General features: G+C 71.6%; 17 protein-coding genes. 5 read left to right on the top strand and 12 right to left on the bottom strand.

From position 1 onward, the window contains the following. Window positions 1-70 precede the first annotated feature (70 nt). From nrdF to ACWGKI_RS11630, 10 genes are all read right to left on the bottom strand, one after another. Window positions 71-1051, bottom strand: coding sequence for a class 1b ribonucleoside-diphosphate reductase subunit beta (gene nrdF / locus ACWGKI_RS11675; RefSeq protein ID WP_380245519.1), 981 nt, complete (start codon window positions 1049-1051; stop codon window positions 71-73). A 41-nt stretch (window positions 1052-1092) separates the two neighbouring features. Further along, window positions 1093-3225, bottom strand: coding sequence for a class 1b ribonucleoside-diphosphate reductase subunit alpha (gene nrdE / locus ACWGKI_RS11670; RefSeq protein WP_452187123.1), 2133 nt, complete (start codon window positions 3223-3225; stop codon window positions 1093-1095). A 32-nt stretch (window positions 3226-3257) separates the two neighbouring features. Continuing rightward, window positions 3258-3689: a class Ib ribonucleoside-diphosphate reductase assembly flavoprotein NrdI gene (gene nrdI / locus ACWGKI_RS11665; protein ID WP_380245521.1), complete on the bottom strand. Its 432-nt coding sequence runs from the start codon at window positions 3687-3689 to the stop codon at window positions 3258-3260. Window positions 3690-3834: 145 nt separating this feature from the next. After that, window positions 3835-4077 carry a glutaredoxin-like protein NrdH gene (gene nrdH, locus ACWGKI_RS11660; RefSeq protein ID WP_380243423.1) on the bottom strand — a complete coding sequence of 81 codons (243 nt, stop codon included), beginning with the start codon at window positions 4075-4077 and terminating at the stop codon, window positions 3835-3837. A gap of 583 nt (window positions 4078-4660) precedes the next feature. After that, window positions 4661-6100 (bottom strand): serine hydrolase domain-containing protein, encoded by a 1440-nt coding sequence (locus ACWGKI_RS11655; RefSeq protein WP_452187118.1) that lies wholly within the window; start codon window positions 6098-6100, stop codon window positions 4661-4663. A gap of 9 nt (window positions 6101-6109) precedes the next feature. Further along, window positions 6110-7555 (bottom strand): GH1 family beta-glucosidase, encoded by a 1446-nt coding sequence (locus ACWGKI_RS11650; protein WP_452187116.1) that lies wholly within the window; start codon window positions 7553-7555, stop codon window positions 6110-6112. Next, window positions 7552-9858, bottom strand: a complete 2307-nt coding sequence (gene yicI / locus ACWGKI_RS11645; protein WP_452187115.1) for an alpha-xylosidase — start codon at window positions 9856-9858, stop codon at window positions 7552-7554. Before yicI ends, ACWGKI_RS11650 begins: the two co-directional genes overlap by 4 nt. Window positions 9859-9937: 79 nt before the next feature. Next, window positions 9938-10846, bottom strand: coding sequence for a carbohydrate ABC transporter permease (locus ACWGKI_RS11640; RefSeq protein WP_380243427.1), 909 nt, complete (start codon window positions 10844-10846; stop codon window positions 9938-9940). Next, window positions 10846-11802 carry a carbohydrate ABC transporter permease gene (locus ACWGKI_RS11635; RefSeq protein WP_380243428.1) on the bottom strand — a complete coding sequence of 319 codons (957 nt, stop codon included), beginning with the start codon at window positions 11800-11802 and terminating at the stop codon, window positions 10846-10848. The genes ACWGKI_RS11640 and ACWGKI_RS11635 overlap by 1 nt, the downstream gene beginning before the upstream one ends. A 4-nt stretch (window positions 11803-11806) precedes the next feature. Next, window positions 11807-13135 (bottom strand): ABC transporter substrate-binding protein, encoded by a 1329-nt coding sequence (locus ACWGKI_RS11630; RefSeq protein ID WP_380243429.1) that lies wholly within the window; start codon window positions 13133-13135, stop codon window positions 11807-11809. A 222-nt stretch (window positions 13136-13357) separates the two neighbouring features. Here ACWGKI_RS11630 and ACWGKI_RS11625 point away from each other — a divergent pair, with 222 nt between their 5' ends. The 5 genes from ACWGKI_RS11625 (at window position 13358) to ACWGKI_RS11605 (ending at window position 20820) form a co-directional block, all read left to right on the top strand. Next, the gene (locus ACWGKI_RS11625) at window positions 13358-15856 is read left to right on the top strand and encodes a glycosyl hydrolase family 95 catalytic domain-containing protein (protein WP_452187112.1); all 2499 of its coding nucleotides are present in this window, start codon (window positions 13358-13360) and stop codon (window positions 15854-15856) included. Between the two features lie 2 nt (window positions 15857-15858). Further along, a complete protein-coding gene (locus tag ACWGKI_RS11620; RefSeq protein WP_380243431.1) occupies window positions 15859-16869 on the top strand; it encodes a LacI family DNA-binding transcriptional regulator in 1011 nt (336 codons plus the stop codon). Window positions 16870-17084: 215 nt separating this feature from the next. Continuing rightward, window positions 17085-18104, top strand: coding sequence for an ABC transporter permease (locus tag ACWGKI_RS11615; protein WP_380243432.1), 1020 nt, complete (start codon window positions 17085-17087; stop codon window positions 18102-18104). A 14-nt stretch (window positions 18105-18118) separates the two neighbouring features. After that, window positions 18119-19036: a carbohydrate ABC transporter permease gene (locus ACWGKI_RS11610; RefSeq protein ID WP_380243433.1), complete on the top strand. Its 918-nt coding sequence runs from the start codon at window positions 18119-18121 to the stop codon at window positions 19034-19036. 29 nt (window positions 19037-19065) lie between these two features. After that, window positions 19066-20820: an ABC transporter substrate-binding protein gene (locus tag ACWGKI_RS11605; RefSeq protein WP_452187109.1), complete on the top strand. Its 1755-nt coding sequence runs from the start codon at window positions 19066-19068 to the stop codon at window positions 20818-20820. An 83-nt stretch (window positions 20821-20903) separates the two neighbouring features. On the opposite strand, the gene ACWGKI_RS11600 is transcribed toward ACWGKI_RS11605, so the two are convergent. Both ACWGKI_RS11600 and ACWGKI_RS11595 read right to left on the bottom strand, forming a co-directional pair. Further along, window positions 20904-21551, bottom strand: coding sequence for a DUF624 domain-containing protein (locus tag ACWGKI_RS11600; RefSeq protein ID WP_452187107.1), 648 nt, complete (start codon window positions 21549-21551; stop codon window positions 20904-20906). Next, window positions 21548-24064 (bottom strand): beta-glucosidase, encoded by a 2517-nt coding sequence (locus tag ACWGKI_RS11595; protein ID WP_452187105.1) that lies wholly within the window; start codon window positions 24062-24064, stop codon window positions 21548-21550. The genes ACWGKI_RS11600 and ACWGKI_RS11595 overlap by 4 nt, the downstream gene beginning before the upstream one ends. Window positions 24065-24068 lie beyond the last annotated feature (4 nt).

Genomic DNA, 24068 nt, shown 5'->3' with positions numbered 1-24068 from the left:
CAACGGGGGGTGCCCCCGGTTCTTCGTAATCTTTTGGGCCCAACCCGCCTGTTCGGCAGCGCCGGGTGGGTCAGAAGTCCCAGTCGTCGTCCTCGGTGGCCACGGCCTTGCCGATGACGTAGGACGAGCCCGAGCCGGAGAAGAAGTCGTGGTTCTCGTCGGCGTTCGGGGACAGCGCGGCGAGGATGGCCGGGTTGACCGCCGTGTCCTCCTTGGGGAACAGCGCCTCGTAGCCCAGGTTCATCAGGGCCTTGTTGGCGTTGTACCGCAGGAACGCCTTGACGTCCTCGGTGAGGCCGAGCTCGCCGTACAGGGCGTCGGTGTACTCGACCTCGTTCTCGTACAGCTCGAAGAGCAGCTCGAAGGTGTAGGCCTTGAGCTCGTCCTGCTCGGCCTGGCTAACCTGCGCCAGGCCCTTCTGGTACTTGTAGCCGATGTAGTACCCGTGCACGGCCTCGTCGCGGATGATGAGGCGGATCAGGTCGGCCGTGTTGGTGAGCTTGGCGCGGCTGGACCAGTACATCGGCGCGTAGAAGCCGGAGTAGAACAGGAACGACTCGAGCATCGTCGAGGCGACCTTGCGCTTCAGCGGGTCGTCGCCCCGGTAGTAGTCGAGCACGATCTCGGCCTTGCGCTGGAGGTTCGCGTTCTCCTCCGACCAGGCGAAGGCGTCGTCGATCTCCCGCGTCGAGATCAGCGTCGAGAAGATCGACGAGTAGCTCTTGGCGTGCACCGACTCCATGAACGCGATGTTGGTGTACACCGCCTCCTCGTGCGGCGTCAGCGCGTCCGGGATCAGCGACACCGCGCCGACGGTGCCCTGGATCGTGTCCAGCAGCGTGAGGCCGGTGAAGACGCGGGTGGTCATCAGCCGCTCGGCGTCGTTGAGCGTGTGCCACGACTGGATGTCGTTCGAGACCGGCACCTTCTCCGGCAGCCAGAAGTTGCCGACCAGACGGTCCCAGACCTCGAGGTCCTTCTCGTCCTGCAGCCGGTTCCAGTTGATCGCGGTCACGCGATCGATGAGCTTGAGCTTCCCCGTGGGCGCCATCTTCTTCTCTTCCCCGAATTCCCGATAATTGCTCAGAGCACTCACAGCATGCAGCTGACGCAGCCCTCGATCTCCGTGCCCTCGAGGGCCATCTGGCGGAGACGGATGTAGTACAGCGTCTTGATCCCCTTGCGCCAGGCGTAGATCTGCGCGCGGTTGACGTCGCGCGTCGTCACGGTGTCGGGGAAGAACAGCGTCAGGGACAGGCCCTGGTCGACGTGCTGCGTGGCCGCGGCGTACGTGTCGATGATCTTCTCGTAGCCGATCTCGTACGCGTCCTGGTAGTAGTCCAGGTTGTCGTTCGTCATGTACGGCGCCGGGTAGTACACGCGGCCGAGCTTGCCCTCCTTGCGGATCTCGATCTTGGCGGGCACGGGGTGGATCGACGACGTCGAGTTGTTGATATAGCTGATCGACCCGGTGGGCGGCACGGCCTGCAGGTTCTGGTTGTAGATGCCGTGCTCCATGACCGAGGCCTTGAGCGCGCGCCAGTCGTCCTGCGTCGGGATGGCGACGCCGGCCTCCGCGAAGAGCTGCGCGACACGCTCGGTCGCCGGCTTCCACTCGCCGTCGGTGTACTTGTCGAAGTACTCGCCGGTGGCGTACTTGGAGTCCTCGAACCCGCCGAACGCCTTGCCCCGCTCGATCGCGAGGCGGTTCGACGCCGCGATCGCGTGGTAGGCGACGGTGTAGAAGTACAGGTTCGTGAAGTCGACGCCCTCGTCGGAGCCGTAGTAGATCCGCTCGCGGGCGAGGTAGCCGTGCAGGTTCATCTGCCCGAGACCGATGGCGTGGCCGAGCTCGTTGGCGTGCCGGATCGACGGGACCGACTCGATGCTGGTCTGGTCGGAGACGGCGGTCAGCGCCCGGATCGCGGTGTCGATCGTCTTGGCGAAGTCCGGCGAGTCCATCGTCTTCGCGATGTTCAGCGAGCCGAGGTTGCAGGAGATGTCCCGGCCGACGTGGTCGTAGGACAGGTCCTCGTGGAACGTCGACGGCGTCGAGACCTGGAGGATCTCCGAGCAGAGGTTCGAGTGGGTGATGCGGCCCTTGATCGGGTTGGCCTTGTTGACCGTGTCCTCGAACATCACGTACGGGTACCCGGACTCGAACTGCAGCTCGGCGATCGTCTGGAAGAAGTCGCGGGCCTTGATCGTGGTCTTCGTGATGCGGTCGTCGGCGACCAGCTCGTCGTACTTCTCCGAGATGGAGACGTCGGCGAACGGCTTGCCGTAGACACGCTCGACGTCGTACGGGCTGAAGAGGTGCATGTCCGCGTTCTGCTTGGCCAGCTCGAACGTGATGTCCGGGATCACGACGCCCAGCGAGAGGGTCTTGATGCGGATCTTCTCGTCCGCGTTCTCCCGCTTGGTGTCGAGGAACCGCATGATGTCCGGGTGGTGCGCGTGCAGGTACACCGCGCCCGCGCCCTGGCGCGCGCCGAGCTGGTTCGCGTACGAGAACGAGTCCTCGAGCAGCTTCATCACGGGGATGACGCCGGACGACTGGTTCTGGATGTGCTTGATCGGCGCGCCGTGCTCGCGGATGTTGCTCAGCAGCAGCGCCACGCCGCCCCCGCGCTTCGACAGCTGCAGGGCCGAGTTGATGCCGCGCGCGATGGACTCCATGTTGTCCTCGATGCGCAGCAGGAAGCAGGAGACGGGCTCGCCGCGCTGCGCCTTGCCCACGTTGAGGAACGTCGGCGTCGCGGGCTGGAAGCGGCCCGAGACGACCTCGTCGACGATGTCGCGCGCGACCTGCTCGTCGCCGTCGGCGAGCCCGAGCGCGACCATCGACACGCGGTCCTCGAAGCGCTCGAGGTACTTCTTCCCGTCGAACGTCTTCAGCGTGTACGACGTGTAGTACTTGAACGCGCCGAGGAACGACTCGAACTGGAAGTCCTTCGAGTACGCGAGCTGGAACAGCTCCTTGACGAACGTCCGCGAGTACTTCTCCAGGACCGTCGGGTCGTAGTACTTGTTCTCGACCAGGTAGTCGAGCTTCGCGTCGAGCGTCTCGAACTGGATCGTGTTCGGCACCACGTGCTGCTGGAAGTAGGCCGTGGTGGCCTCGCGGTCCTTGTCGAACTGGATCTTGCCGTCCGGTCCGTACAGGTTCAGCATCGCGTTGAGCGCGTGGTAGTCCAGCTGCACGCCCTGCAGCGGCACGGGGATGGCCCCCGCGACCTCCGGGGCGGCCGTCGAGCTCACGCCGAGATCAGTGACTGTCGTTGCCAAAATCGTCCCAATCCGTCACGGACGCGCGCGGCGTCCTCAGCCGTCCCCAGGAGTTCGAAGGCGTACAGGTAGGGCACCTGGCACTTCGCGGAGATGATGTCGCCGGCGATGCAGTACGCAGCGCCGAAGTTGGTGTTCCCCGCGGCGATGACGCCGCGGACGAGCGACCGGTTGTGCGGGTCGTTGAGGAACTCGCGCACGCGCCGTGGCACGGCGCCTCCCTCGTTGCCCCCGCCGTAGGTCGGGACCATGAGCACGTAGGGCTCGGTCACCGTGAGAAATCCGTCCGACTTGTGCACCGGGATCCGGTGCACGGACATGCCGAGCTCCTCGAGCTCGAGGCGTCGGACGAACCGGTGGGTGTTCTCCGACACGCTCGAGAAGTAGACGAGAGAACTCATGGTCAGCCTCCCCCCGGATGCTGCTGCCCGACCGGTGCGCTGCGGCGTCGAAGACGCACGGCGCCCCGGGTCGGGATCGAAGCCCGGGGCGCCGGCCGTGTGTGGGGTGCGGGCCGCGAGCGGCCCGCGAGTGTCGAGACCGGCGTCAGGCCGAGACGGCCTGCTGCGCCGCGACCGCGGCGATCTGGTCGGGGCGGAAACCCGACCAGTGCGTGTCGCCGGCGACGACGACCGGGGCCTGCAGGTAGCCGAGCCCACGCACCATCTCGAGCGCCTCGGCGTCCTGCGTGATGTCGACCACCGTGTACTCGACGCCCTTGCGGTCGAGGGCGCGGTAGGTCGCGTCGCACTGCACGCAGGCCGGCTTGCTGTAGACCGTGATGCTCATGTGTCTCTCCCTCTCTGCGCTCCCCCGCCGGGGGGCTTGGTCCGACCCGTGCTGCGGCCCTGCGAGCCGGTCCCCTCGGTGGGCCCGAGAGGGGCCTGGACCAGGGATGACGCCCGCGGAACTACGCCCGTGTGCTTTGTTCGAAGGGCTGTGCGCCCCGCGTGCTCCAAACACTACACCTAGTGGTTGGGGCGCGCGCGGGACCGACATCTTGTGGTTGACATCCGTGTCATTCATCGAACGCCCCTCGTCCGGCGACCCTGTCGACAGCCTTCCACGAGGGTCTGACATCCCTCGTCCACAGGGTCCCGGGGTCTCCGTCCCCACCGCCTGTGCGCCTCCGTCCGCAGCACCGTGCGGTTCCCGCCCCGATGTCCACAGGCGGTGGGCGACGGGTGTCCACAGCATGTGCGCGACGCGGTCGCGCACCGCGTGCCGGCCGACGCCAGGGCACCGGCCCATCCCGCACCCGCCGCGGGCCGGGCAGAACGGACATTCGAGGCTCGGATCGGGTCGCGAACTCGCCCGGATCGTCGGCGTGTCGCGTGTGGTGGCGTGTCCCACAGCGGACGGGCAGCCGCCGTCACCCGCGGCCGGTCTCCCGCCCCGGCGCCTGCCAGCCCCGCGGGTCGAGACCGCCCGGCACCGCGGTGGCGGGGGCGTACGGCGCGCGGGTGAGGTGGAACGTGCCGACGTCGAGGGCCTCCGCGGGAGTGCCCGGCGCCACGACGCGCAGCCGCTCCCCCAGCCAGTAGCCACCCTCCACGCCCGTCCAGCCGCCGTCCTGCGTCCGCCCGAAGACGGTGCTGCGGCCGCCGTCGGCGCTCAGCTCCAGGCGCCCGTCGCCACGCCTCGCCAGGGTGTAGGCCATCGGGCCCCAGTACCAGGTGCCCGTGAGCGCGAGCACGGCCGGGTCGTCCACCGGCTCGACCCGCGGGCCGACCGCGGGGGCGGGCAGGTCGCCGAGCAGCTCCTCCAGGAAGGAGGCGTCCCCGAACCCCGCCGTCGAGCTGCCGCACACGGCGACGACGTCCCCCGTCGCAGGGTCTGCGCGCACCGTGGCGGTGAACCCCGGCACGCTCCCGCCGTGGCCGACCGTCCGCCGCCCGGCCCCGGCGCCGGTGTGGTGCACGGAGACCCCCAGCCCCCAGGCGGCGGTGAACGGCCGCCCGTCGTCGTCGACCACGGCGCGCGGGGTCGTCATGCGCCGTCGCCACTCCCGCGAGAGCACGCCGTCCCCGGCACCCTCGGCTCCCTCCCCCCGGCCGGCACCGACCAGCCACGACCCGAAGCGCACCAGGTCGGCCGGGGTCGACCACACCTCCCCGGCCGGGCCCATCGCGCCGTAGGTCGCGACCGGCTCGACGAGCACGGCGTCCGCGTGCGGGTGCACCGCGTACCCGACGGCCGCGTCCGGGGCGGGCGTACGTCCGGTGCGGTCCATGCCCAGCGGCGCCCAGACCTCGTCGCGCAGCACCGCGTCCCACGGGCGGCCGTGCGCCAGCTCGAGGAGCCTGCCCAGCACGGCGTAGCCCACGTTGGAGTAGTGGAACCGCTCGCCCGGCTCTCGCTGCGGCTCCGGGCCGGACGCGACCAGCTCGTCCCAGGTTCCCGCGCCGTGCCGCTCCCACCAGGGCCCGGGCGGCTCGGCGGGCAGCCCGGAGGTGTGCGTGAGCAGGTGCGCGACGGTGGCGTCGGGGACGGGCGCGTCCGGCACGTGCCGCCCCACCGGGTCGTTCAGCCCCAGCCGGCCCGCGGCGGCCAGCCGCAGCACGGCCACCGCCGTCATCGGCTTGCTGATCGACCCGACGCGGAACACCGTGGCCGGGCCGGCAGGCGCCCACCCCGCGGTGCCGGCCCACACGAGCTCGCCGGCCCGGCCCACCGCGGCGGACAGGGCTGGCACCCGGGCCTCCTGGGCGCGGCGCCGGAGGGCGTCGTCGAACCGGGTGAGGTCGGAGCGGGCAGCGTCGGACGAGTCGGGTACGGGGACGGACGAGGAGACGGGTGGCCGGGCGGTCATGCCCGCACGCTAGCGCCCGGGCGACCAGGGGGCGACGGCGTCGACCGGCGGCAGCTCGCCGGACGTCACGAGCCGGCGGTACCAGTGAGCCGAGTCCTTCCACGTGCGCTCCCCGGTCGGGTAGTCCACGTGCAGGATGCCGAACCGGCGGGAGTAGCCGTAGCCCCACTCGAAGTTGTCCATGAGCGACCAGGCGAAGTACCCGCGCACGTCCGCGCCCGCGTCCCGGGCCACGCCGAGGGCCTCGACGTGGTCGTGCAGGTAGGCGACGCGACGGTCGTCGTGCACGCGGCGCACGCCGCCGTCGAGGACGAGCTCGTCGTCGAACGCCGCGCCGTTCTCGGTGACGGCGAGCGGCAGGTCCGGGTAGGTGCGGTGCAGCCCGACCAGCAGGTCGGTGAGCCCCGACGGCTCGATGTTCCAGCCCATCGCGGTGTACGGGCCGGGCTGCTCGACGAACTCGACGTCGGTGACGCCGATCCACGGGCTGTGGCCGGACGCGCCGTGCCCGTCGTTCTCGGACCGTTCGCCGTCGCCCGCGAAGTGCCGCACCGTGACGGTGGAGTAGTAGTTGACGCCGAGCACGTCCAGGGGCTGGCGGACCAGCTCGAGGTCGCCGTCGTGCACGAACGACCAGTCGGAGACGTGGGCCGTGCCCGCCAGCAGGTCCTGCGGGTACGCGCCGTCGAGCATCGGGCCGAGGAACGCGCGGTTGGCGAGCGCGTCGATGGTCCGGACGGCCTCGGCGTCGGCCGCGGACGACGCGTCGGCCGGCCGGATCGCGTGCAGGTTCAGCGTGACCGACACCTGGGCGCCCGGCAGCACCTCGCGGATCGCCCGCGCGGCCAGGCCGTGCGCGAGGTTGAGGTGGTGCACGGCGGCGAGCGCCGCGGCGGGCTCGGTGCGCCCGGGCGCGTGCACGCCCGAGCCGTAGCCGAGGTAGGCCGAGCACCAGGGCTCGTTGAGGGTGGTCCAGGCGTCGACGAGGTCACCGAGCTCGGTCGCCATGTGCCGGGCGTACTTCGCGAACGCCTCCGACGTGCGCCGGTCCGTCCAGCCCCCGGCGTCCTCGAGCTCCTGCGGCAGGTCCCAGTGGTACAGCGTGACGTACGGGCGGATGCCACGGTCGCGCAGGGCCTGCAGGAGACGCCGGTAGAACGCGACGCCCTCGGGGTTGAGCGGCCCGCTGCCGCCCGGCTGCACCCGCGGCCACGAGATCGACAGCCGGTACGCGTCCACACCGAGCCGGTCGAGGTGGTCCACGTCCTCGGCCCAGCGGTGGTAGTGGTCGCACGCGACGTCTCCGGTGTCACCGCCCTGGGTGCGGCCCGGTGTGTGGGAGTAGGTGTCCCAGATCGACGGCCCGCGGCCACCCTCGGTCGCGGCACCCTCGATCTGGTAGGCGGCCGTGGCCGTGCCCCACAGGAAGTCGGCAGGAAAGGTCCGTGCGTTCACAGCGTGATCCTCAGCTCTCCGGGTCCGGTGGAGGTGGCGACGCGGCCGTCGACCCGGGCGCTCCAGCCGCCGGGCGCGTCGTCGGTCGTGACGACGATCTCGTCGCCGGTCCGGCGCACGCGGAACCGGGCCGCCGCGCCGTCGGGGCCGCCGGTCGGCACGGCCGTGACCTCGTCGTAGCCGTCGGGCAGCTGGACGAGGCGCAGCTCGACGTCGTCGGCCCAGGCGTAGTCGGGGCGGTCCGTGCGCGCGCCCACGGGCAGGACGGTGCCGGGCCGCACGAGCACGGGCAGCGAGTCGACGCCGTGGGTCTCGGTGACCCAGCGCGGCCCGGTCACCGTGGCGTCGTGCCCGCCGTCCGCGCCGTCGAGCAGCCTGGTCCACGTCCCTTCGGGCACGTAGTACTCGACGGTGCCGTCCGCGGTGAACACGGGGGCCACGAGGAGCGAGCCACCGAGCATGTACTGCATGTCCACGCCGTAGGTGCCCCGGTCGGCGGGGAACTCCAGCACCATCGGCCGCATGATCGGCGTGCCGTCGGTGTGCGCCTGCTCCCCGGCCGCGGCGAGGTAGGGCATGAGCGACATCTTGAGGTGGCTGAAGCGGCGCGCGACGTCCACCGCCTCGTCGTCGAAGGCCCACGGCACCCGGTACGACGACGAGCCGTGGAAGCGGGAGTGGCTGGACAGCAGCCCGAAGGCGAGCCACCGCTTGAACACCGCGGCGTCGGGCGTGCCCTCGAACCCGCCGATGTCGTGGCTCCAGTAGCCGAAGCCCGACAGGGCGAGGGAGAGGCCGCCGCGCAGGGACTCCGCCATCGAGGCGTAGGTCGAGTCGCAGTCCCCGCCCCAGTGCACGGGGAACTGCTGGCCGCCGGCCGTCGCCGACCGGGCGAAGACCACGGCCTCGCCGCGCCCGCGGCGGCGCTCCAGCAGGCCGAACACGGCCTCGTTGTAGAGCTCGGCGTAGTAGTTGTGCATCTTGCGGGGGTCGGACCCGTCGTGCCAGACGACGCCGTCGACGGGGATGCGCTCGCCGAAGTCGGTCTTGAACGCGTCGACGCCCTGGTCGAGGAGCCGCTCGAGGTGACCGAGGTACCAGGCGGTCGCCTCGGGGTTGGTGAAGTCGACCAGCGCCATGCCCGCCTGCCACAGGTCCCACTGCCAGACGCCGCCGTCGGTGGTGCGCAGCAGGTAGCCCTTGGCCCGGCCCTCCGCGAACAGGGGCGACCGCTGCCCGATGTAGGGGTTGATCCAGACGCTCACCTTGAGGCCGCGCTCGTGGAGGCGGGCGAGCATGCCCTCCGGGTCGGGGAAGACGCGGGGGTCCCACTCGAAGTCGCACCACTGGTACTCGCGCATCCAGAAGCAGTCGAAGTGGAAGACGCTGAGCGGCAGCCCGCGCTCGGCCATCCCGTCGACGAAGCCGGTCACGGTGGCCTCGTCGTAGTCCGTGGTGAACGACGTCGACAGCCACGGCCCGTAGGACCAGGCGGGCACGCGTGCCGGCCGGCCGGTGAGGGCGGTGTACCGGCGCAGCACATCCTTCGGCGTCGGGCCGGCGATGACGTAGTACTCCAGCGCCTGGCCCTCCACCGAGAGCTGGACGCGGGTGTTCACCTCGGAGGCGACCTCGAGCGACACCCGCTCCGGGTGCGCGACGAACACCCCGTACCCCTTGCTGGTGAGGTACAGCGGGACGTTCTTGTACGCCTGCTCGCTGGACGTGCCGCCGTCCTCGTTCCAGACGTCGACCGACTGGCCGTTCTTCACGAACGGTCCGAACCGCTCCCCCAGCCCGTAGACGTGCTCCCCCGGGTCGAGCGTGAGCTGCTCGTGCACCCAGGCGCCGCCCGCGTCCGGGCCGGACGTCGCGGTCATCGCGCCCACCGACTTCGGCAGGCTGGAGGTGAGCACCCGCCCGTCGTGCTCGAAGTCGACGTGCCAGCCGGCGCCGCGGTGCACCCGCACCGACAGCCCGCCCGTCTCCAGCACCCCGGTGGTGTCGTCGACCTTCACCACGGGCCGGAAGCCCGGCTCGGGCGTGACGGCGAACTCCGGCCCGCGGTGCGCCGCGCCCGCGAAGTGCTCCACCCGGACCTTGACCACCCCGGGGGCGGGCGAGGAGTACGTGACGGTGAGCATCGGCCGGTTGAGGGTGTCCCCCCGGCGGCGGACGGGCGCGGTCGGCGCGTAGACGGTCATGCTTCCGGTGGCCTCGTCGACGCGGACGTCGTCGACCTCGACCGCGTACAACGGCTCGATGCCGCGGCGGGTCTGCCAGTAGCCGTCGGTGAACTTCATCAGGGCTGCACCCACTTCGTGCTGTCGGGTTCGATGATGGCGGACGGCCCGGGGGCTCGCCGCACGAGGGTCGGGGCGCTCACTTGACCGCGCCGGCGGTGACGCCGCGGGTGAGGGTGCGCTGGAAGATCAGGAAGAAGACGAGGGCAGGGACGAGCGAGACGAGCGCGCCCGCGTTGGTCGTCGGGGCGTCCATCATCCGGTCGCCCTGGAGCGACGCGAGCGCGATCGGGACCGTCTGCGTGTCGTGCGTGGTGAGCATGACCAGCGGGATGAAGAACTCGTTCCACGTCCAGATGAAGAAGAAGATCATCAGCACCATGAGGGTGGGGCGCACGATCGGGAACACCACCTGCCACAGGATCCGCCAGCGACCCGCCCCGTCGAGCGCCGCGGCCTCGAGCAGCGCCGGCGGGAACGTGCCGAGCACCGAGGCGAGCAGGTACGTGCCGAAGGCGGACTGGATCACCGTGAAGATGATGATCACCGACCACTGCGAGTTCGACAGCCCCACCTGCCGGGCCATGTCGAAGAGCGGGTAGACGAGCGCCTCCTGCGGCAGCATGTTCGCCAGCAGGAAGAGCAGCACGACGACCATGCGGCCGCGGATCCGGCCGACGCCGATCGCGTACGCGTTGAGCAGCGACAGCACGCACCCGGCCACCGCCACCACGGCCGAGATGAAGAACGAGTTCCACAGCTTCACCGGGAACTCGGTGCGCTGCCAGAAGTTCACGAGGCCGTCGAGGTAGAGGCTGCTCGGCAGGCTGAGCGGCCCGTGCTGCGTGTAGTCCTCGGGGGACTTGAACGCGTTGAGCAGCATGACGAGCAACGGAGCCAGCACGAGCAGGGCGACGACGACGGCGCCGGCCAGCACGAACCAGCGCGCGGCACCTCGGCGGTGCCGGCTGCGCTCGCGCGGCGTCGGCGGTCGTGGCCCCTGGCTCGTGGCACGGCCGGACGGCGGTGCCTGGACGGTCGCGGCCATCAGCGCCCCACCTCCTCGGCCCGCTCGGCGCGCGACTGCAGCGCGAGGATGACGACGGCCACCACGACGATCACCACCGTGAGCACGGTCGCGACGGCTGCGCCGTAGCCGACCCGCGACTTGTCGAAGAAGTTGAGGTACGAGTAGTAGCTGGGCACCAGCGTGGAGCTCTCCGGTCCGCCGCGCGTGAGCACGTAGATCGGCCCGAACACCTTGAGCGCCGCGACCGTGCAGGTCAGCGTCACGACGAACGTCTCGGGGCGGATCTGCGGGATCGTGATGGCGCGGAACCGCCGCCACCAGCCGGCGCCGTCCAGCTCCGCGGCCTCGTAGAGCTCGGGGTCCACCCGCTGGAGCGCGGCCATGAAGATCACGACGGGGTAGCCGATCTGCACCCAGATCAGCACGAGCATGACGCTGGGCAGGGCGGTGCTCGGGTCGCCCAGCCAGTTGGGCGGGTCCGCCACGCCGAGGGAGCGCAGGATCTCGTTGAGCGCGCCCGTCTGAGCGTTGAGGATCCAGTTCCACAGCACGCCCGCGACCGCGACGGGCAGGATCTGCGGCAGGTAGTACGTGGCGCGCAGGACGGCGGCCGTCCGGGCGCCGAAGCGGCGTCCGAGGTAGTCGAACAGCACCGCCGCGAGCAGCAGGCCGATCGCCGTCGGCACCAGCACCATCGCGACGATCATCGCGATCGAGTTCTCGAACGACGTCCAGAAGGCGGCGTCGTGCCAGAGCTCGGCGTAGTTGTCGAGGCCCACCCAGGTGAGCGGGGCCAGCCCGCCGCGCCAGGAGAAGAGGCTGATGTACACGTTGGTCACCAGGGGGTACCCGATGACGAGGACGAAGAGCGCCGCACCGGGCAGCAGGTAGACCAGGTAGGGCAGGGAGGTGCCGCGCCGGCGGCGGGCGCGCGCGGGGCGGCGCGCCGCCGGGGCGGTCGTGGTGGCCGTCATGTCGTCACTCGCCGAGCAGGTCGGCCTTGCCGTCCGTGTAGGCCGACTCGAGACCGTCGAGCACCTGGTCGGGGGTCTTCGACTGGTTCACCAGCGACTGCAGCTGGCTGACGATCGTGTCGTAGTAGCCCGGCACCGGCCAGTCGGGGTAGAAGGCCAGGCCGTCGTCGTCGAGGATCGTCTGGAAGTTCTCGGTGAGCTCGCGCGTGCGCTCGTCCGTGATGGTCGACGCGTCGCCGGCGACCGGCAGCCCGCCGGCCTGCGCGAGCACGTCCTGCACCTCGGGTCGCAGCGTCGTGTCGATGAACTCGGTGGCGAGGGACGGCGAGTCGGCGTTCGTCGGGACCACCCACAGGTTGCCGGACGAGCCGACCTGCAGCGTGTTGCCCGGGAAGTTGAACTGTCCCCAGTCGTCCTTCATCTCGGCGGCGACCCGGCCGAACCACCAGGACCCGGAGACCATCATCGGGTAGTCGCCCTTCATGAACGCGACGCCCATGTCCTCGGCGGTGAGCCCGGCGGAGTCGGACGCGACGTAGCCGTCCTTGATCCACTCGTCGAGCTGCTGGGTGGCGGCCGTCATCTCGGGTCCGTGGAAGTCGACGTCGCCGTCGAAGAGCTGGTACTGGTCGACCAGGTCGCGGTCGGCGTTCGCGAGCACGAGCTCGTACCAGAGCTGGCCCAGCGGGTACTCCGCACCGGCCTCGGCGAGCGGCGTGACGCCGTCGTCCTTGAACGCCTTCATGACGTCCTCGAGCTCGTCGAGCGTGGTCGGCACCTCGAGGCCCGCCTTCTCGAACATCTTCTTGTTGTAGTAGACGCCGACGAACTCGCCGTAGTTGGGCACCCCGTACCAGTCGCCGGAGCCCATGAGGCCGTTCTTGTCGTAGCGCGCCGTCGTCTGCAGCGAGCCGGAGAGCTTGTCCGCCCAGCCGTCCTCCTCCGCGGCGTCGGTGAGCGGGGCGATCAGGCCCTGGGCCGCGAGCTGGCCCGCCGTCGCGTTGCCCTTGTTGTACTCCATGACGTCCGGGACGTCGTCCCCGGTGAGGACGATCTTCGCGTTCTTCTGGATCTGCTCGAACGTCTGCTTCTCGACGTCGACCGTGACGTCGGGGTGCTCGTCCTCGAAGATCTCGATCGCCTTGGCCCAGGCCTGCCCCATGGCAGAGTCGTCGTTCTCGTAGTGCCAGATGGTCAGGGTCTTGTCGTCGGTGTCGCCACCGCCGGAGGCGGTCCCGCCCCCGGCTCCCCCGCCGCCGACGCAGGCGGTCAGCGTCAGGGTCGACGCGGCGATCAGGGCGACCGCCTGGGCGGTGCGCGCGCGGTGCAGCATGGGGTCCTCCTCGTCGAGATCCTTCGCCGCGGCTCCGGTGGTCGTGCCCGCCGCGACGAGGCGCCGTCGACGATCCGTCGATGGATCATCGAAGCGCTTCGACGGTGAGTATCGTCCCCGGGCCCGGCGAACGTCAAGGCCACCGCTCACCGCCTGGCAGACGCGGCCTCGCGCTCACCTCTGCGCTGTCGAAACGTTTCTCGCGCCCACTACTCTCCTCCCATGGAGGACCTCCCTGCGACGACGCACGTCCTGCACGACGACCGCAGCGCGACCCGGTGGGTCGAGGCCTATCCGGTGGGCAACGGGCACCGCGGCGCGATGTGCGCGGGGCGGGCGGGCGTCGAGCACCTGTGGCTCAACGACGGGACGGCGTGGTCCGGGACCGCCCCCGCCGACCCGCTGGCCGGCGCCCGCGCCCGCGGTCCCGAGCACCTCGCCCGCGTGCGTGCGGCCGTCGCCGCCGGCGACGTGCGCACCGCCGAGGCGCTGCTCGCCGACACCCAGACCCCGTGGGCGCAGGCGTACCTCCCGCTCGCCGAGGCGGACGTCGCGGTCACGTCCGACGACGAGGGGCCGGGCGACGGGCCGACCCCGCGCGCCCGCTCCGCCGGCCGACGGGAGCTGGACCTGCGCACGGGCGTCGCGACCCACACGTGGGAGCACCCGGTCGCGGGCACCGTCGTCCAGGAGACCTGGGCGGACTCCCGCGGCGGACCGCTGGTGCACACCGTCCGCGCCGAGCGGCCCGTACGCCTCGCCGTCCGCGTCGACAGCCTGCTGCGGGCGTCCTCCGCCCCGGCCCCGGCCGCCCCTGCGACGCTCGTCCGCGCGGTCGACCTGCCGGTCGACGTCCCGCCGACGCACCACCCGGAAGGCACGATCCGCTACGCCGCGGACGGCCGGACGGGCCTCGTCGCCGTGGCCGCCCCCGCGGACCCCGACGCGACGGTCGTCGACGGCACGCTGCGCACCGGCGCCGCGCGCACCCACGTGCTGCTGGTCGCGACCGCGACGACCGACCCGCCCACCGACCCGGGCGGCGAGTCGGGGGCGCCCGCCACCCAGCGGCTCTCGGCGCAGCTCGACCTCGCCGCGGACGATGGCGGCCCCGCGGACGCCGGCGCGCTCCGCGAGCGCCTCCGGGCCTCCCACGTCGCCGAGCACGCACGGCTCTACGGACGCGTGCACCTCGACCTGCCCTCGCCCGCCGGCGCGGCGACGCTGCCCGCCGCCCGCCGCGTGACCGCCGCCCTCGACCGCCCCGACCCGGGGCTCGCGGCCCTCGCGTTCCATCACGGGCGTTACCTGCTGCTGTCGTCGTCGCGCCCAGGGGGCCTCCCCGCCACCCTGCAGGGCCTGTGGAACCCCTGGCTGCCGGGCCCGTGGAGCAGCGCGTACACCCTGAACATCAACCTGCAGATGGCGTACTGGGCGGCCGGGACGACCGGGCTGGCGGAGTGCCAGGAGCCGCTGCTGGACTTCGTGCGACGGCTGGCGGCGGGGCCTGGCGCCGCGGTCGCGCGAGACCTGTACGGCGCCGCCGGCTGGGTGGCGCACCACAACTCGGACGCCTGGGGCCACGCCGCGCCGGTGGGCCACGGCCAGGGCGCGGCCCAGTGGTCCGCGTGGGCGCTGGGCGGCACGTGGCTCGCCGAGCACGTCGTGGAGCACCACCGGTTCACGGGGGACTACGAGGCACTGCGGGCCGCCTGGCCGGCGCTGCGCGGGGCGGGCGAGTTCGCGCTCGACTGGGTGCAGACCGCAAGGAGCAGCACCCGGGTACGCGCCTGGACCAGCCCGTCCACGTCCCCGGAGAACCGGTACGTCGCGCCGGACGGCGACCCGGCCGCGGTCGCGACCAGCACGGCCATGGACGTCGCGCTCCTGCGCGCGCTCGCCTCCGGCTGCCGAGAGGCGGCGGCCGCGCTGGGGCTCGCCGACGCGGACGCACCGTGGCTCGCGCCCCTCGAGGCGGCCGTGGCCGCGCTGCCCGACCCGGCCGTCGGGTCCCGCGGCGAGCTCCTGGAGTGGGACCGCGAGGTTGTCGAGGCGGAGCCGGAGCACCGGCACCTGTCCCACCTCGTGGGGCTGTTCCCGCTCGGCACGCTCGACCCGGTCACGACTCCTGGCCTGGCGCGCGCCGCCGCCCGCAGCCTGGAGCTGCGCGGCCGGGAGTCGACCGGCTGGTCGCTCGCCTGGCGCATCGCCCTGTGGGCCCGGCTGGGGCAGGGCGGGCGCGCCCACGACCAGGTCCTGCTGGCCCTGCGGCCGGCCGACGACTCCGGCGGACGGCACCGCGGCGGTCTCTACCCCAACCTGTTCAGCGCTCACCCGCCGTTCCAGCTGGACGGCAACCTCGGCCTCACGGCGGGCGTGGCGGAGATGCTGCTGCAGTCGCACCGGCGCGCGGACGGGCGGGTCCGGCTGGACCTCCTGCCCGCCCTGCCCGCCGCATGGCCCGACGGCGCAGTCACCGGCCTGCGCGCCCGGGGCGGGGCGGAGGTCGACCTCGACTGGCGCGACGGCGTGCTCACCGGGGCGCACCTGCGTGCGCCCGCCGGTCGCGCCCTGGACGTCGTCGTGCACCGGGGCGACACGGAGGGCGCCGACGGCACCGGTGTCCTCGTGCGGGTCCGCGCGGGCGCTACCGTGATCCTCGACGTGGCCCGCGACCTGCCGGTCGCGGGCGCTGCCGTCCCTACCGCACCCAGGAGCTAGCCGTGGCCACCATCGAGGACGTCGCGAAGGCGGCGGGAGTCTCGGCGTCGACCGTCTCGTACGTGCTCTCGGGCAAGCGCTCGATCTCCGCACCGACGCGCCGCCGGGTCGAGCAGGCGATCGCGACCCTCGGCTACCGCCCGCACGCCGGGGCGCGCGCGCTCGCGTCGTCCCGCACCAACGTCATCGGGCTCGTGGCGCCGCTGCGCTCGGGCGTCGACGTGTCCGTCATCATGCAGTTCGTCACCGGCGTCGCCACGCATGCCCGCGACGTGGACCACGACGTGCTGCTGCTGACCCAGGACGACTCCGGCGGCATCGAGCGGGTGGCTGCCGGCTCCATGGTCGACGCCATCATCGTCATGGACGTCGAGGCCGACGACCCGCGACTGACGGTCCTGCAGTCGCTGCGGCAGCCGACGGTGCTCATCGGGCTCCCGCGCGACCCGGCGGGGCTGAGCTGCGTGGACCTGGACTTCGAGGCGGTCGGCCGGCTCGGCGCCCGTCGGCTCGCTGACGACGGCCACCGTCAGGTGGCGCTCATCGGCTCGCCGCCGGAGGTCCTCGACCGGCACACGTCGTACGCCGACCGCGTGGTGCGCGGCTTCCGCAGCGCGTGCACGGAGGCGGGGCTGGCCCACGACGTGGTGCCCTGCGAGCCCACGCCGGACGGGGCGCGCCGCGCCGTGGACGCGGTGCTCGACGACGCCCCCCGGACCACCGGCCTGGTGGTCCACAACGAGCGCGCGCTCCCCCACGTCCTCGCCCGCCTGGCCGAGCGGGGGCGGGACGTGCCGGGCGACGTCGCCGTCGTGGCCATCTGCCCGACGGACGTGGCTGTCGCCCAGCGCATCCCGCTGACCAGCATCGACATCCCCGGCGAGCTCATCGGCGGGGTGGCCGTGGACATGGTCGTGGCACGTCTCGACGGCGGTCAGCCGGCCGAGACGCGGCTCATCGCCCCCGTGCTGACCCCGCGCGCCAGCACCGCTCCGCGCCCGACCGCCGCCTGAGCCCCGGGCGCCTGGCGCCCGTCCACCGCACCCTCACCTCCGCCCCCGCGGCACGGTGTCGTCGAATCGCATCGACTCGGTACGCGTCGAATCTCCGTGCACTCATCGACGGACAACCATTGCGCCGCGCCCGCTCGGAATGATATTTATTCGAAGCGCTTCGACGTGGCCTGCGCCACACCGGGAAGCGCGAGACCATCACGAGGGAGTGACAGGTGAGCCTCACCCAGGGAGCGCCGCTGCTCGACGGCGCCGCCGCCACCGCAGCACCGGACCCAGACCGGCAGCCAGGGCGCGACGACGAGGGGCGGCCCGCGGGGCCCGTGCGACGGGCGGGCACCAAGCCCTCCCGGACGATGTTCCTCGTCATCCTCCCGTTCCTGCTCCTCGTCCTCGTGTTCTCGTACCTGCCGCTCGCCGGCTGGGCGACCGCCTTCTTCGACTACAAGCCCGCGCTGGGCCTCGGGGGCAGCGAGTTCGTCGGGCTGCAGTGGTTCCGGATGCTCGTGTCCTCCCCCACGCAGCTCCAGCAGATCGGGCAGGTCATGGCGAACACGCTCGCCATGAGCTTCCTGGGCATCGCCACCTCCCTGCTGCCGGTGTTCTTCGCGATGCTCCTCAACGAGATCCGCGCCCCGTGGTTCAAGAACGCCGTGCAGACCCTGACGACGCTCCCGAACTTCATCTCGTGGGTGCTCGTCTACATGATCGCGTTCTCGCTGTTCTCCACCTCGGGCCTCGTCAACTCGGTGCTGCACGACTGGGGCCTGATCACCACGCCGATCAAGTTCCTCGACACGGGCGAGCACGTGTGGCTCACGATGCTGCTCTGGAGCCTGTGGAAGGGGCTCGGGTGGGGCGCGATCATGTACCTCGCCGCCATCTCGTCGATCGACCCCGCGTTGTACGAGTCCGCCCGCATCGACGGCGCCGGACGGTTCCAGCTGATGCGGTACATCACCTTCCCGCAGCTCATGCCCACGTACGTGGTCCTGCTCGTGCTGTCCGTGGCGAACATGCTCAACAACGGGATGGAGCAGTACTACGTGTTCCAGAACGCCTTCAACAAGGAGCACATCCAGGTGCTGGACCTGTACGTCTACAACATCGGGATCACGGGCAACAGCCTGTCCATGGCGACGGCGCTGGGCATGCTCAAGAGCGTGGTGTCCGTCCTGCTCCTCGTCACCGCCAACGCGATCGCCAAGCGCGCCCGCGGCACGTCGATCATCTGACCGGAGGACGTGACATGCCGACCACCAGCCCTGTCTTCCGGCGCACCCGAGGGGACATCCCCTTCGCGGTCGTGAACTACGCCGGGTTCCTGCTCTTCGCACTCCTGTGCGCCTACCCGTTCTACTTCCTGATCATCAACTCGATCAGCGCCAACGACGTGAGCGCCCTGGGCGACGTCCGGCTGTGGCCCGAGGGGCTGCACCTGTCGAACTACACCCAGATCCTGCAGCTGAACGGCCTCACCGCGGCCACCGTCGTGTCGGTGGCGCGCACCGTCATCGGCACGGGGTGCACGGTCCTGGCCTCGGCGTTCCTGGGCTTCATGTTCACGCAGGAGCGGATGTGGAAGCGCTCCCTGTGGTACCGCCTCGTCATCTTCACGATGTACTTCAGCGCGGGTCTCATCCCCATGTACATCACGATGAAGACGCTGGGGCTCACCAACTCGTTCTGGGTGTACATCCTCCCGGCGATCGTGCAGCCGTTCAACATCATCCTCGTCAAGACGTACGTCGAGTCGATGCCGCGGTCGCTGCAGGAGGCGGCCGAGATCGACGGCGCCGGCACCATCCGGATCTTCTTCCGGATCATCCTGCCGAACATGACGCCGATCCTCGCCACCGTGGCGATCTTCACGGCCGTGGCCCAGTGGAACTCGTTCCAGGACACGCTGCTGTACATCACCGACCAGAAGCTCTACTCGCTGCAGTACCTGCTCTACACGTACACGAACCAGGCGAGCAGCCTGGCGCAGGCCGCGCAGAACGCCCAGGGAAACCTCGGGGCCATCGCGTCGGCCGCCACCACGCAGACGCCGACGTCGATCCGCATGACGGTCGCGGTGCTCGTGGTGCTGCCGATCGTCTTCATCTACCCGCTGTTCCAGCGGTACTTCGTCAAGGGAATCATGCTCGGCGCGGTCAAGGGCTGACCGCGTCTCGTCGCGCACGAAGGGGTGTCATGAAACTCAGGAGATCCGTCGCCATGGTGGTGGTCCCGGTCCTCGGGGCGCTGTCGCTGGCGGCCTGCACGGCCTCAGGGACCGACGACACGTCGGGCCCGGTCAGCATCGACCAGGACTGGTCGAAGGCCGACCCGATCACCGTGGACGTCTACGACGGCCTGGCCAACTACATGGGGATCCAGGGCGGGTGGTTCGGCAAGATCGTCAAGGACAAGTTCAACATGGAGCTCAACATCATCGCTCCCAACGTCGCGGGCGGCGGTGACACCCTCTACAACACCCGCGTCTCGGGCGGAGAGCTGGGTGACCTCGTCGTCGTCGACAAGGGTCAGCAGATGGACGAGCTCGTCGAGGGCGGCCTGCTGCTGGACGCCTCCGACTACTACGGGTCGATGAAGAACGTCGCGACGTACGACCCTGCGGTCCAGCACCTCAACGAGGGCAAGGACGGCGTCTACGGATTCCCGACGTCGGTCTCCTCCCTCAAGCCGACGGAGTCGTCCGAGGGCATCGACCCCACGTTCGGCCCGTACCTGCGCTGGGACCTGTACGCCGACGCCGGCTACCCCGAGATCGGCACGCTCGAGGACCTCCTGCCGGTGCTGAAGACCATGCAGGACGCGCACCCGCAGACCGAGGACGGCAAGCCCGTCCACGCCATCTCGCTCTTCAAGGACTGGGACGGCAACATGATGGTCACGGCGAAGCAGCCCGCGACCCTCTACGGGTACGACGAGATGGGCTTCGTCCTCGCGAAGGCCGACGGCTCCGACTACCAGAGCATCGTGGACAGCGACTCGCAGTACGTGCGGGCGCTGAAGTTCTACTTCGACGCCAACCAGCTCGGCCTCGTGGACCCGGAGTCCACCACGCAGAACTACGACACGATGTTCTCGAAGTACCAGAACGGCCAGGTGCTGCTGTCGTGGTGGCCGTGGCTCGGCCAGTCCGCGTACAACACCGAGCAGAACATGGCGGACGGCAAGGGCTTCGAGCTCGCCCCGATGGCCGACCAGCGGATCTTCTCCTACGGCGCCGAGGTGTACGGCGGCAAGCAGATCATCGGCATCGGCTCCAAGGCGGAGGACCCGGCCCGCCTGGCCGCGTTCGTCGACTGGTTGTACTCCCCCGAGGGTGTCCTGGCCAGCGCGTCGGAGACCCAGGGCGCCGCGGGCCCGGAGGGCCTCACCTGGGAGAAGGGCGACGACGGCGCCCCCGTGCTCACCGACTTCGGCACCAAGGCGATCCTCGAGGGCGGTGCCGACGTGCCCGCCGAGTGGGGCGGCGGCACGTACAAGGACGGCGTCTCCACGCTGAACGTCTCCACGGTGCTCCCGATCGACGAGAACCCCGACACGGGCTACCCGTACAGCTACAAGTACTGGCCGAGCTACCAGAAGACGACCAGCAACCCGGTGACCGACGACTGGTCGTCGCACATGGGCGACCCGACCTCGACCATGGACTACCTGCAGAAGAACGACCAGGTCGTCGTGGCCCCGGGCTCGAGCTTCGCCGCCCCGGCGGACAGCTCCGAGATCGAGGCGATCCGCAGCCAGGTCAAGGCAGCCATCATCGAGCACTCGTGGAAGATGGTCTTCGCCAAGGATCAGGCGGAGTTCGACTCGCTGCTCCAGGGGATGCAGCAGACGGTGGAGGGTCTCGGGTACGCCAAGGTCCTCGAGTTCGACATGGCGAACGCCAAGGCGCAGGACGACGCTCGTGCCGCCGTCGCGAAGGAGTTCGGGTGACCCACCGTCAGCAGTGACGGCTGAGCAGTGACGGCGAAGGGCTCGGGCAGCACGCCCGAGCCCTTCGTCGTGCCTGCCCAGGGTCACTGCCCCGAGTGCGGGCTCACCGGCTCGAGCTCGGCGGGATGGGCCTGCCGGCGGCGGAACACCCCGTGCAGCAGGAACGCGCAGACGTAGGCCCCGAAGGAGAACCCGATCGTGCCGGCGAGGAAGAGCGTCTGGGGCAGCACGGCGGCGACGCAGGCCGCGCCCACCGGCAGGAGCACGAGACCCAGCGTGCGTGCCGGCTCCGCCAGCGGCAGCAGGAGAGCGTTGCGCAGGGTGCGGCGCAGAGGCGCGTCGAACCAGGCCACGAGGGCGAGCGCGTACAGCAGGGCCGCCAGCAGGTAGCAGGCGCCCAGGAGCGCGAACGCCCCGGCCACGGCGCTGGGCACGCCGGTCATGGAGAGCCAGAAGACGCCGCTGAAGACGAGCATGGCCGCCGGGAGCCCGAGCGCCGCGAGCGCCGCCGTCCCGCGCCAGGCGTTGCGTCGCAGGGCGACGACGAACCCGCGCACGAGATGGCCGCGCTCGTCGTCGGCGTACCGGAGCGTCACCTCGAGCAGGGCGCTCGTCGCCGCACCGACGGTCACCACCGGCAGGCACGCCAGGAGGTACAGGACGTTGAGGACCACGAACAGGATGAACGTGGTCAGGCCCTGCACCCCGCGGCTGTCGGGGTCGATCCTCATGGCGCGACCTCCTCGTCCGGTGCCTCGACCGTGAGCCGGTGCCGGGCCGGAAGGTCGACGCTCGACGGCCCGGCCGCCAGCGTGTACGCGCCCGGCGGGACGCGCAGGACGCCGTCGAGCATCCCCGCCGTGGCGCCCTGCTCCCACACGGCCAGGCGGGAGACGTCGAAGGGGACGTCGACGGCGGCCTCCTCGCCCGGGGCGACCCGCACGCGCCGGTAGCCGAGCAGCAGCCGGACCGGCGTGGCAGCCGGGCCGCCGAGGGAGTAGACCTGCACGAGCTCGTCGGCCGGACGGTCGCCGTCGTTGCGCACGCTCACGCGGGCGGTGACCACGTCCGGGCCCGCGGGGTCGGACGGGTGCAGGGGCGGGTGGTCGCGCGTCGGCTCCGGAGCGGGCACGGCGCGGTGCGTCAGGTCGAGGCCCGTGTAGGTCACGGGGGCGTAGGTCAGGCCGTGGCCGAAGGCGAACGCGGGCGCGCCGCTCTCGCCTTCCGGCAGGTGGCGGTAGGTGACCTGCTGGCGGCGCGTGTCGTAGTCGAAGAGGTCGCCCGCCTGCTCGGGCCGTGCCGGCCAGGTCTGCGCCAGCCGGCCCGTCGGCTCGACCGCGCCGGTCAGCACGTCGGCCAGTCCGTGGCCGAGCTCCTGACCGCCGTGGCTGCTCCAGACCACCGTGCCGGCGTCCTGTGATCCGGGCCCGAGCACGTAGGGGTAGCTCGACACGATCGTCAGGACGGCGCGCGGGTTGGCGCCCACGGCGGCCCGCCACACCTCGACGGCGGCCTCGGGGAGCAGCAGGTGCGGGCGGTCCTGCGTCTCCCGGCCGCCCAGGTGGGGGTCGTTCCCGACGGCGACCACGACGGCGTCGCACCGCCCGGCCACCTCGGCCACGCGCGCGAGCCCCGCGTCCAGCACGCGCGGCACGAACCGGGCGGCGTCCTCGGCCGTGCGCCCCTCGGCGCAGAGCACGCCGGTGTCCCGCTGCACCCGCACCCAGCGGCCGGACCCCAGGTGCAGCAGCGACCACGAGCCGTCCGGGTGCACCAGCCGGCGGAAGCTCTCCTGCACCTCCCAGCCGCCCACGCGGTCGGCGTCGGCCCGCAGCGGCCACGCCGCACCGGTCAGCAGCCGGCCGGACGCCGTCGAGCGCAACGTCAGCACGCCGTCGCCCCAGTCGGTGACCTCCAGGCGGGTGTCCTTGCCCGCCTCCTCGGCGGACGCGGCGACCCTCGTCCCGTCCGCCGAGACGGTGACGTAGCGCCCGGTGCCGACGGCTCGCAGGGCCACCACGTCGGCCCCGGTCGCGACCTCCACCCGGTCGGCGCCGAGCGCGTCGCGGAGCCCGTCCGCAGGCGTGACCGCGTAGGGCGGCGTGCCGGAGTACCAGTCCGTCAGGACGGGGTCCGCGAGCGGGCCGACGACGGCGACCGAGCCCGGTGCCGCGAGCGGCAGCACCGCGGCGTCGTTGCGCAGGACGACGACCGCTCGGGCCGCCGCCTCCCGGGCCAGCCGCCGGTGCTCGGGCGGGTCGATCTCCCCGGTCCCGGCGTACGGGTCGTGCGGGCCGTCCAGCTCGCCCGTGCACACGCGGAGCTCGAGGATCCGCAGGACGGCGCGGTCGACGTCGTCCATGGCGAGCAGCCCCCGGGCCAATGCCTCCTCGATCCGCCGGACGGTGGGCGCGCGGTCGGCGTCGTCGTCCGTGAACGAGTCGACGCCGGCGCGCACCATCGCCGCGTCGCCCGCCGCCCGGTCGGTGGCGGCCTGCTGCAGGGTCACGAGGAACGCGGGCGCCGCGGCGTCCGAGACGAGGGCGACGGAGCCGGGCGCCCAGGACCGCAGCTCGTCGAAGAGCTCCGCCTGCAGGTGCGCGGGAACGCCGTTGACCTGGTTGTAGGAGGGCATCACCGCTCCGGCGACGCCCGCCTCGACCGGCCCGCGGAAGGCGGGGAGCTCCTCCTCGTGCAGGGTGCGAGGGGTGAGGTTCGAGCTGGTCGACGAGCGGTCCGTCTCGTTGTTGTAGGCGAGGAAGTGCTTGAGCGTCGGGACCGTCTTCCACACCCGCTCGTGCTCGCCGCGCAGCCCCGCGGCGTACGCGGTCGCCAGGTGGGCGGTGAGGTGCGGGTCCTCGGAGAACCCCTCCTCGTTGCGACCCCAGCCGGGGTGCCGCAGCGTGTTCACCACGGGTGCCCACACGTTGAGGCTCACCGACGGGTCGTCGCGGTGCTTGGCGCGCACCTCGCTCGCGACGGCGTCCCCGACCCGCCGCAGCAGGTCGGCGTCCCACGTGGCGGCGAGCCCCACGGGCTGCGGGAAGACGGTCGCCCTGCCGAGCCAGGCGACGCCGTGCAGCGCCTCGCACCCCGTGTGGAACGGCGCCAGGCCGAGCCGGTCGACCGCGGGGGCGTGCTGGTGGAGCATCGCGACCCGCTCGTCGGCCGTGAGCCGGGTCAGCAGGTCCCGGGCGCGCTCGTGCGCGGGCAGGCGGGGGTCACGGAAGGCAGGCACGTCCACGGGT

The sequence above is a fragment of the Isoptericola sp. NPDC055881 genome, from assembly GCF_053615895.1.
The sequence above is the reverse complement of the archived record's forward strand: the minus strand, read 5'-3'. Positions and strand labels throughout refer to the sequence as shown.

Bases quoted from the DNA above. Each gene is read 5' to 3' on its own strand.
- nrdH (WP_380243423.1), bottom strand. From the start codon at position 4,077: ATGAGCATCACGGTCTACAGCAAGCCGGCCTGCGTGCAGTGCGACGCG.
- yicI (WP_452187115.1), bottom strand. From the start codon at position 9,858: ATGAAGTTCACCGACGGCTACTGGCAGACCCGCCGCGGCATCGAGCCG.
- ACWGKI_RS11640 (WP_380243427.1), bottom strand. From the start codon at position 10,846: ATGGCCGCGACCGTCCAGGCACCGCCGTCCGGCCGTGCCACGAGCCAG.
- ACWGKI_RS11605 (WP_452187109.1), top strand. From the start codon at position 19,066: ATGAAACTCAGGAGATCCGTCGCCATGGTGGTGGTCCCGGTCCTCGGG.
- ACWGKI_RS11625 (WP_452187112.1), top strand. From the start codon at position 13,358: ATGGAGGACCTCCCTGCGACGACGCACGTCCTGCACGACGACCGCAGC.
- ACWGKI_RS11630 (WP_380243429.1), bottom strand. From the start codon at position 13,135: ATGCTGCACCGCGCGCGCACCGCCCAGGCGGTCGCCCTGATCGCCGCG.
- nrdI (WP_380245521.1), bottom strand. From the start codon at position 3,689: ATGAGTTCTCTCGTCTACTTCTCGAGCGTGTCGGAGAACACCCACCGG.
- ACWGKI_RS11635 (WP_380243428.1), bottom strand. From the start codon at position 11,802: ATGACGGCCACCACGACCGCCCCGGCGGCGCGCCGCCCCGCGCGCGCC.
- nrdF (WP_380245519.1), bottom strand. From the start codon at position 1,051: ATGGCGCCCACGGGGAAGCTCAAGCTCATCGATCGCGTGACCGCGATC.
- ACWGKI_RS11655 (WP_452187118.1), bottom strand. From the start codon at position 6,100: ATGACCGCCCGGCCACCCGTCTCCTCGTCCGTCCCCGTACCCGACTCG.
- ACWGKI_RS11600 (WP_452187107.1), bottom strand. From the start codon at position 21,551: ATGAGGATCGACCCCGACAGCCGCGGGGTGCAGGGCCTGACCACGTTC.
- ACWGKI_RS11610 (WP_380243433.1), top strand. From the start codon at position 18,119: ATGCCGACCACCAGCCCTGTCTTCCGGCGCACCCGAGGGGACATCCCC.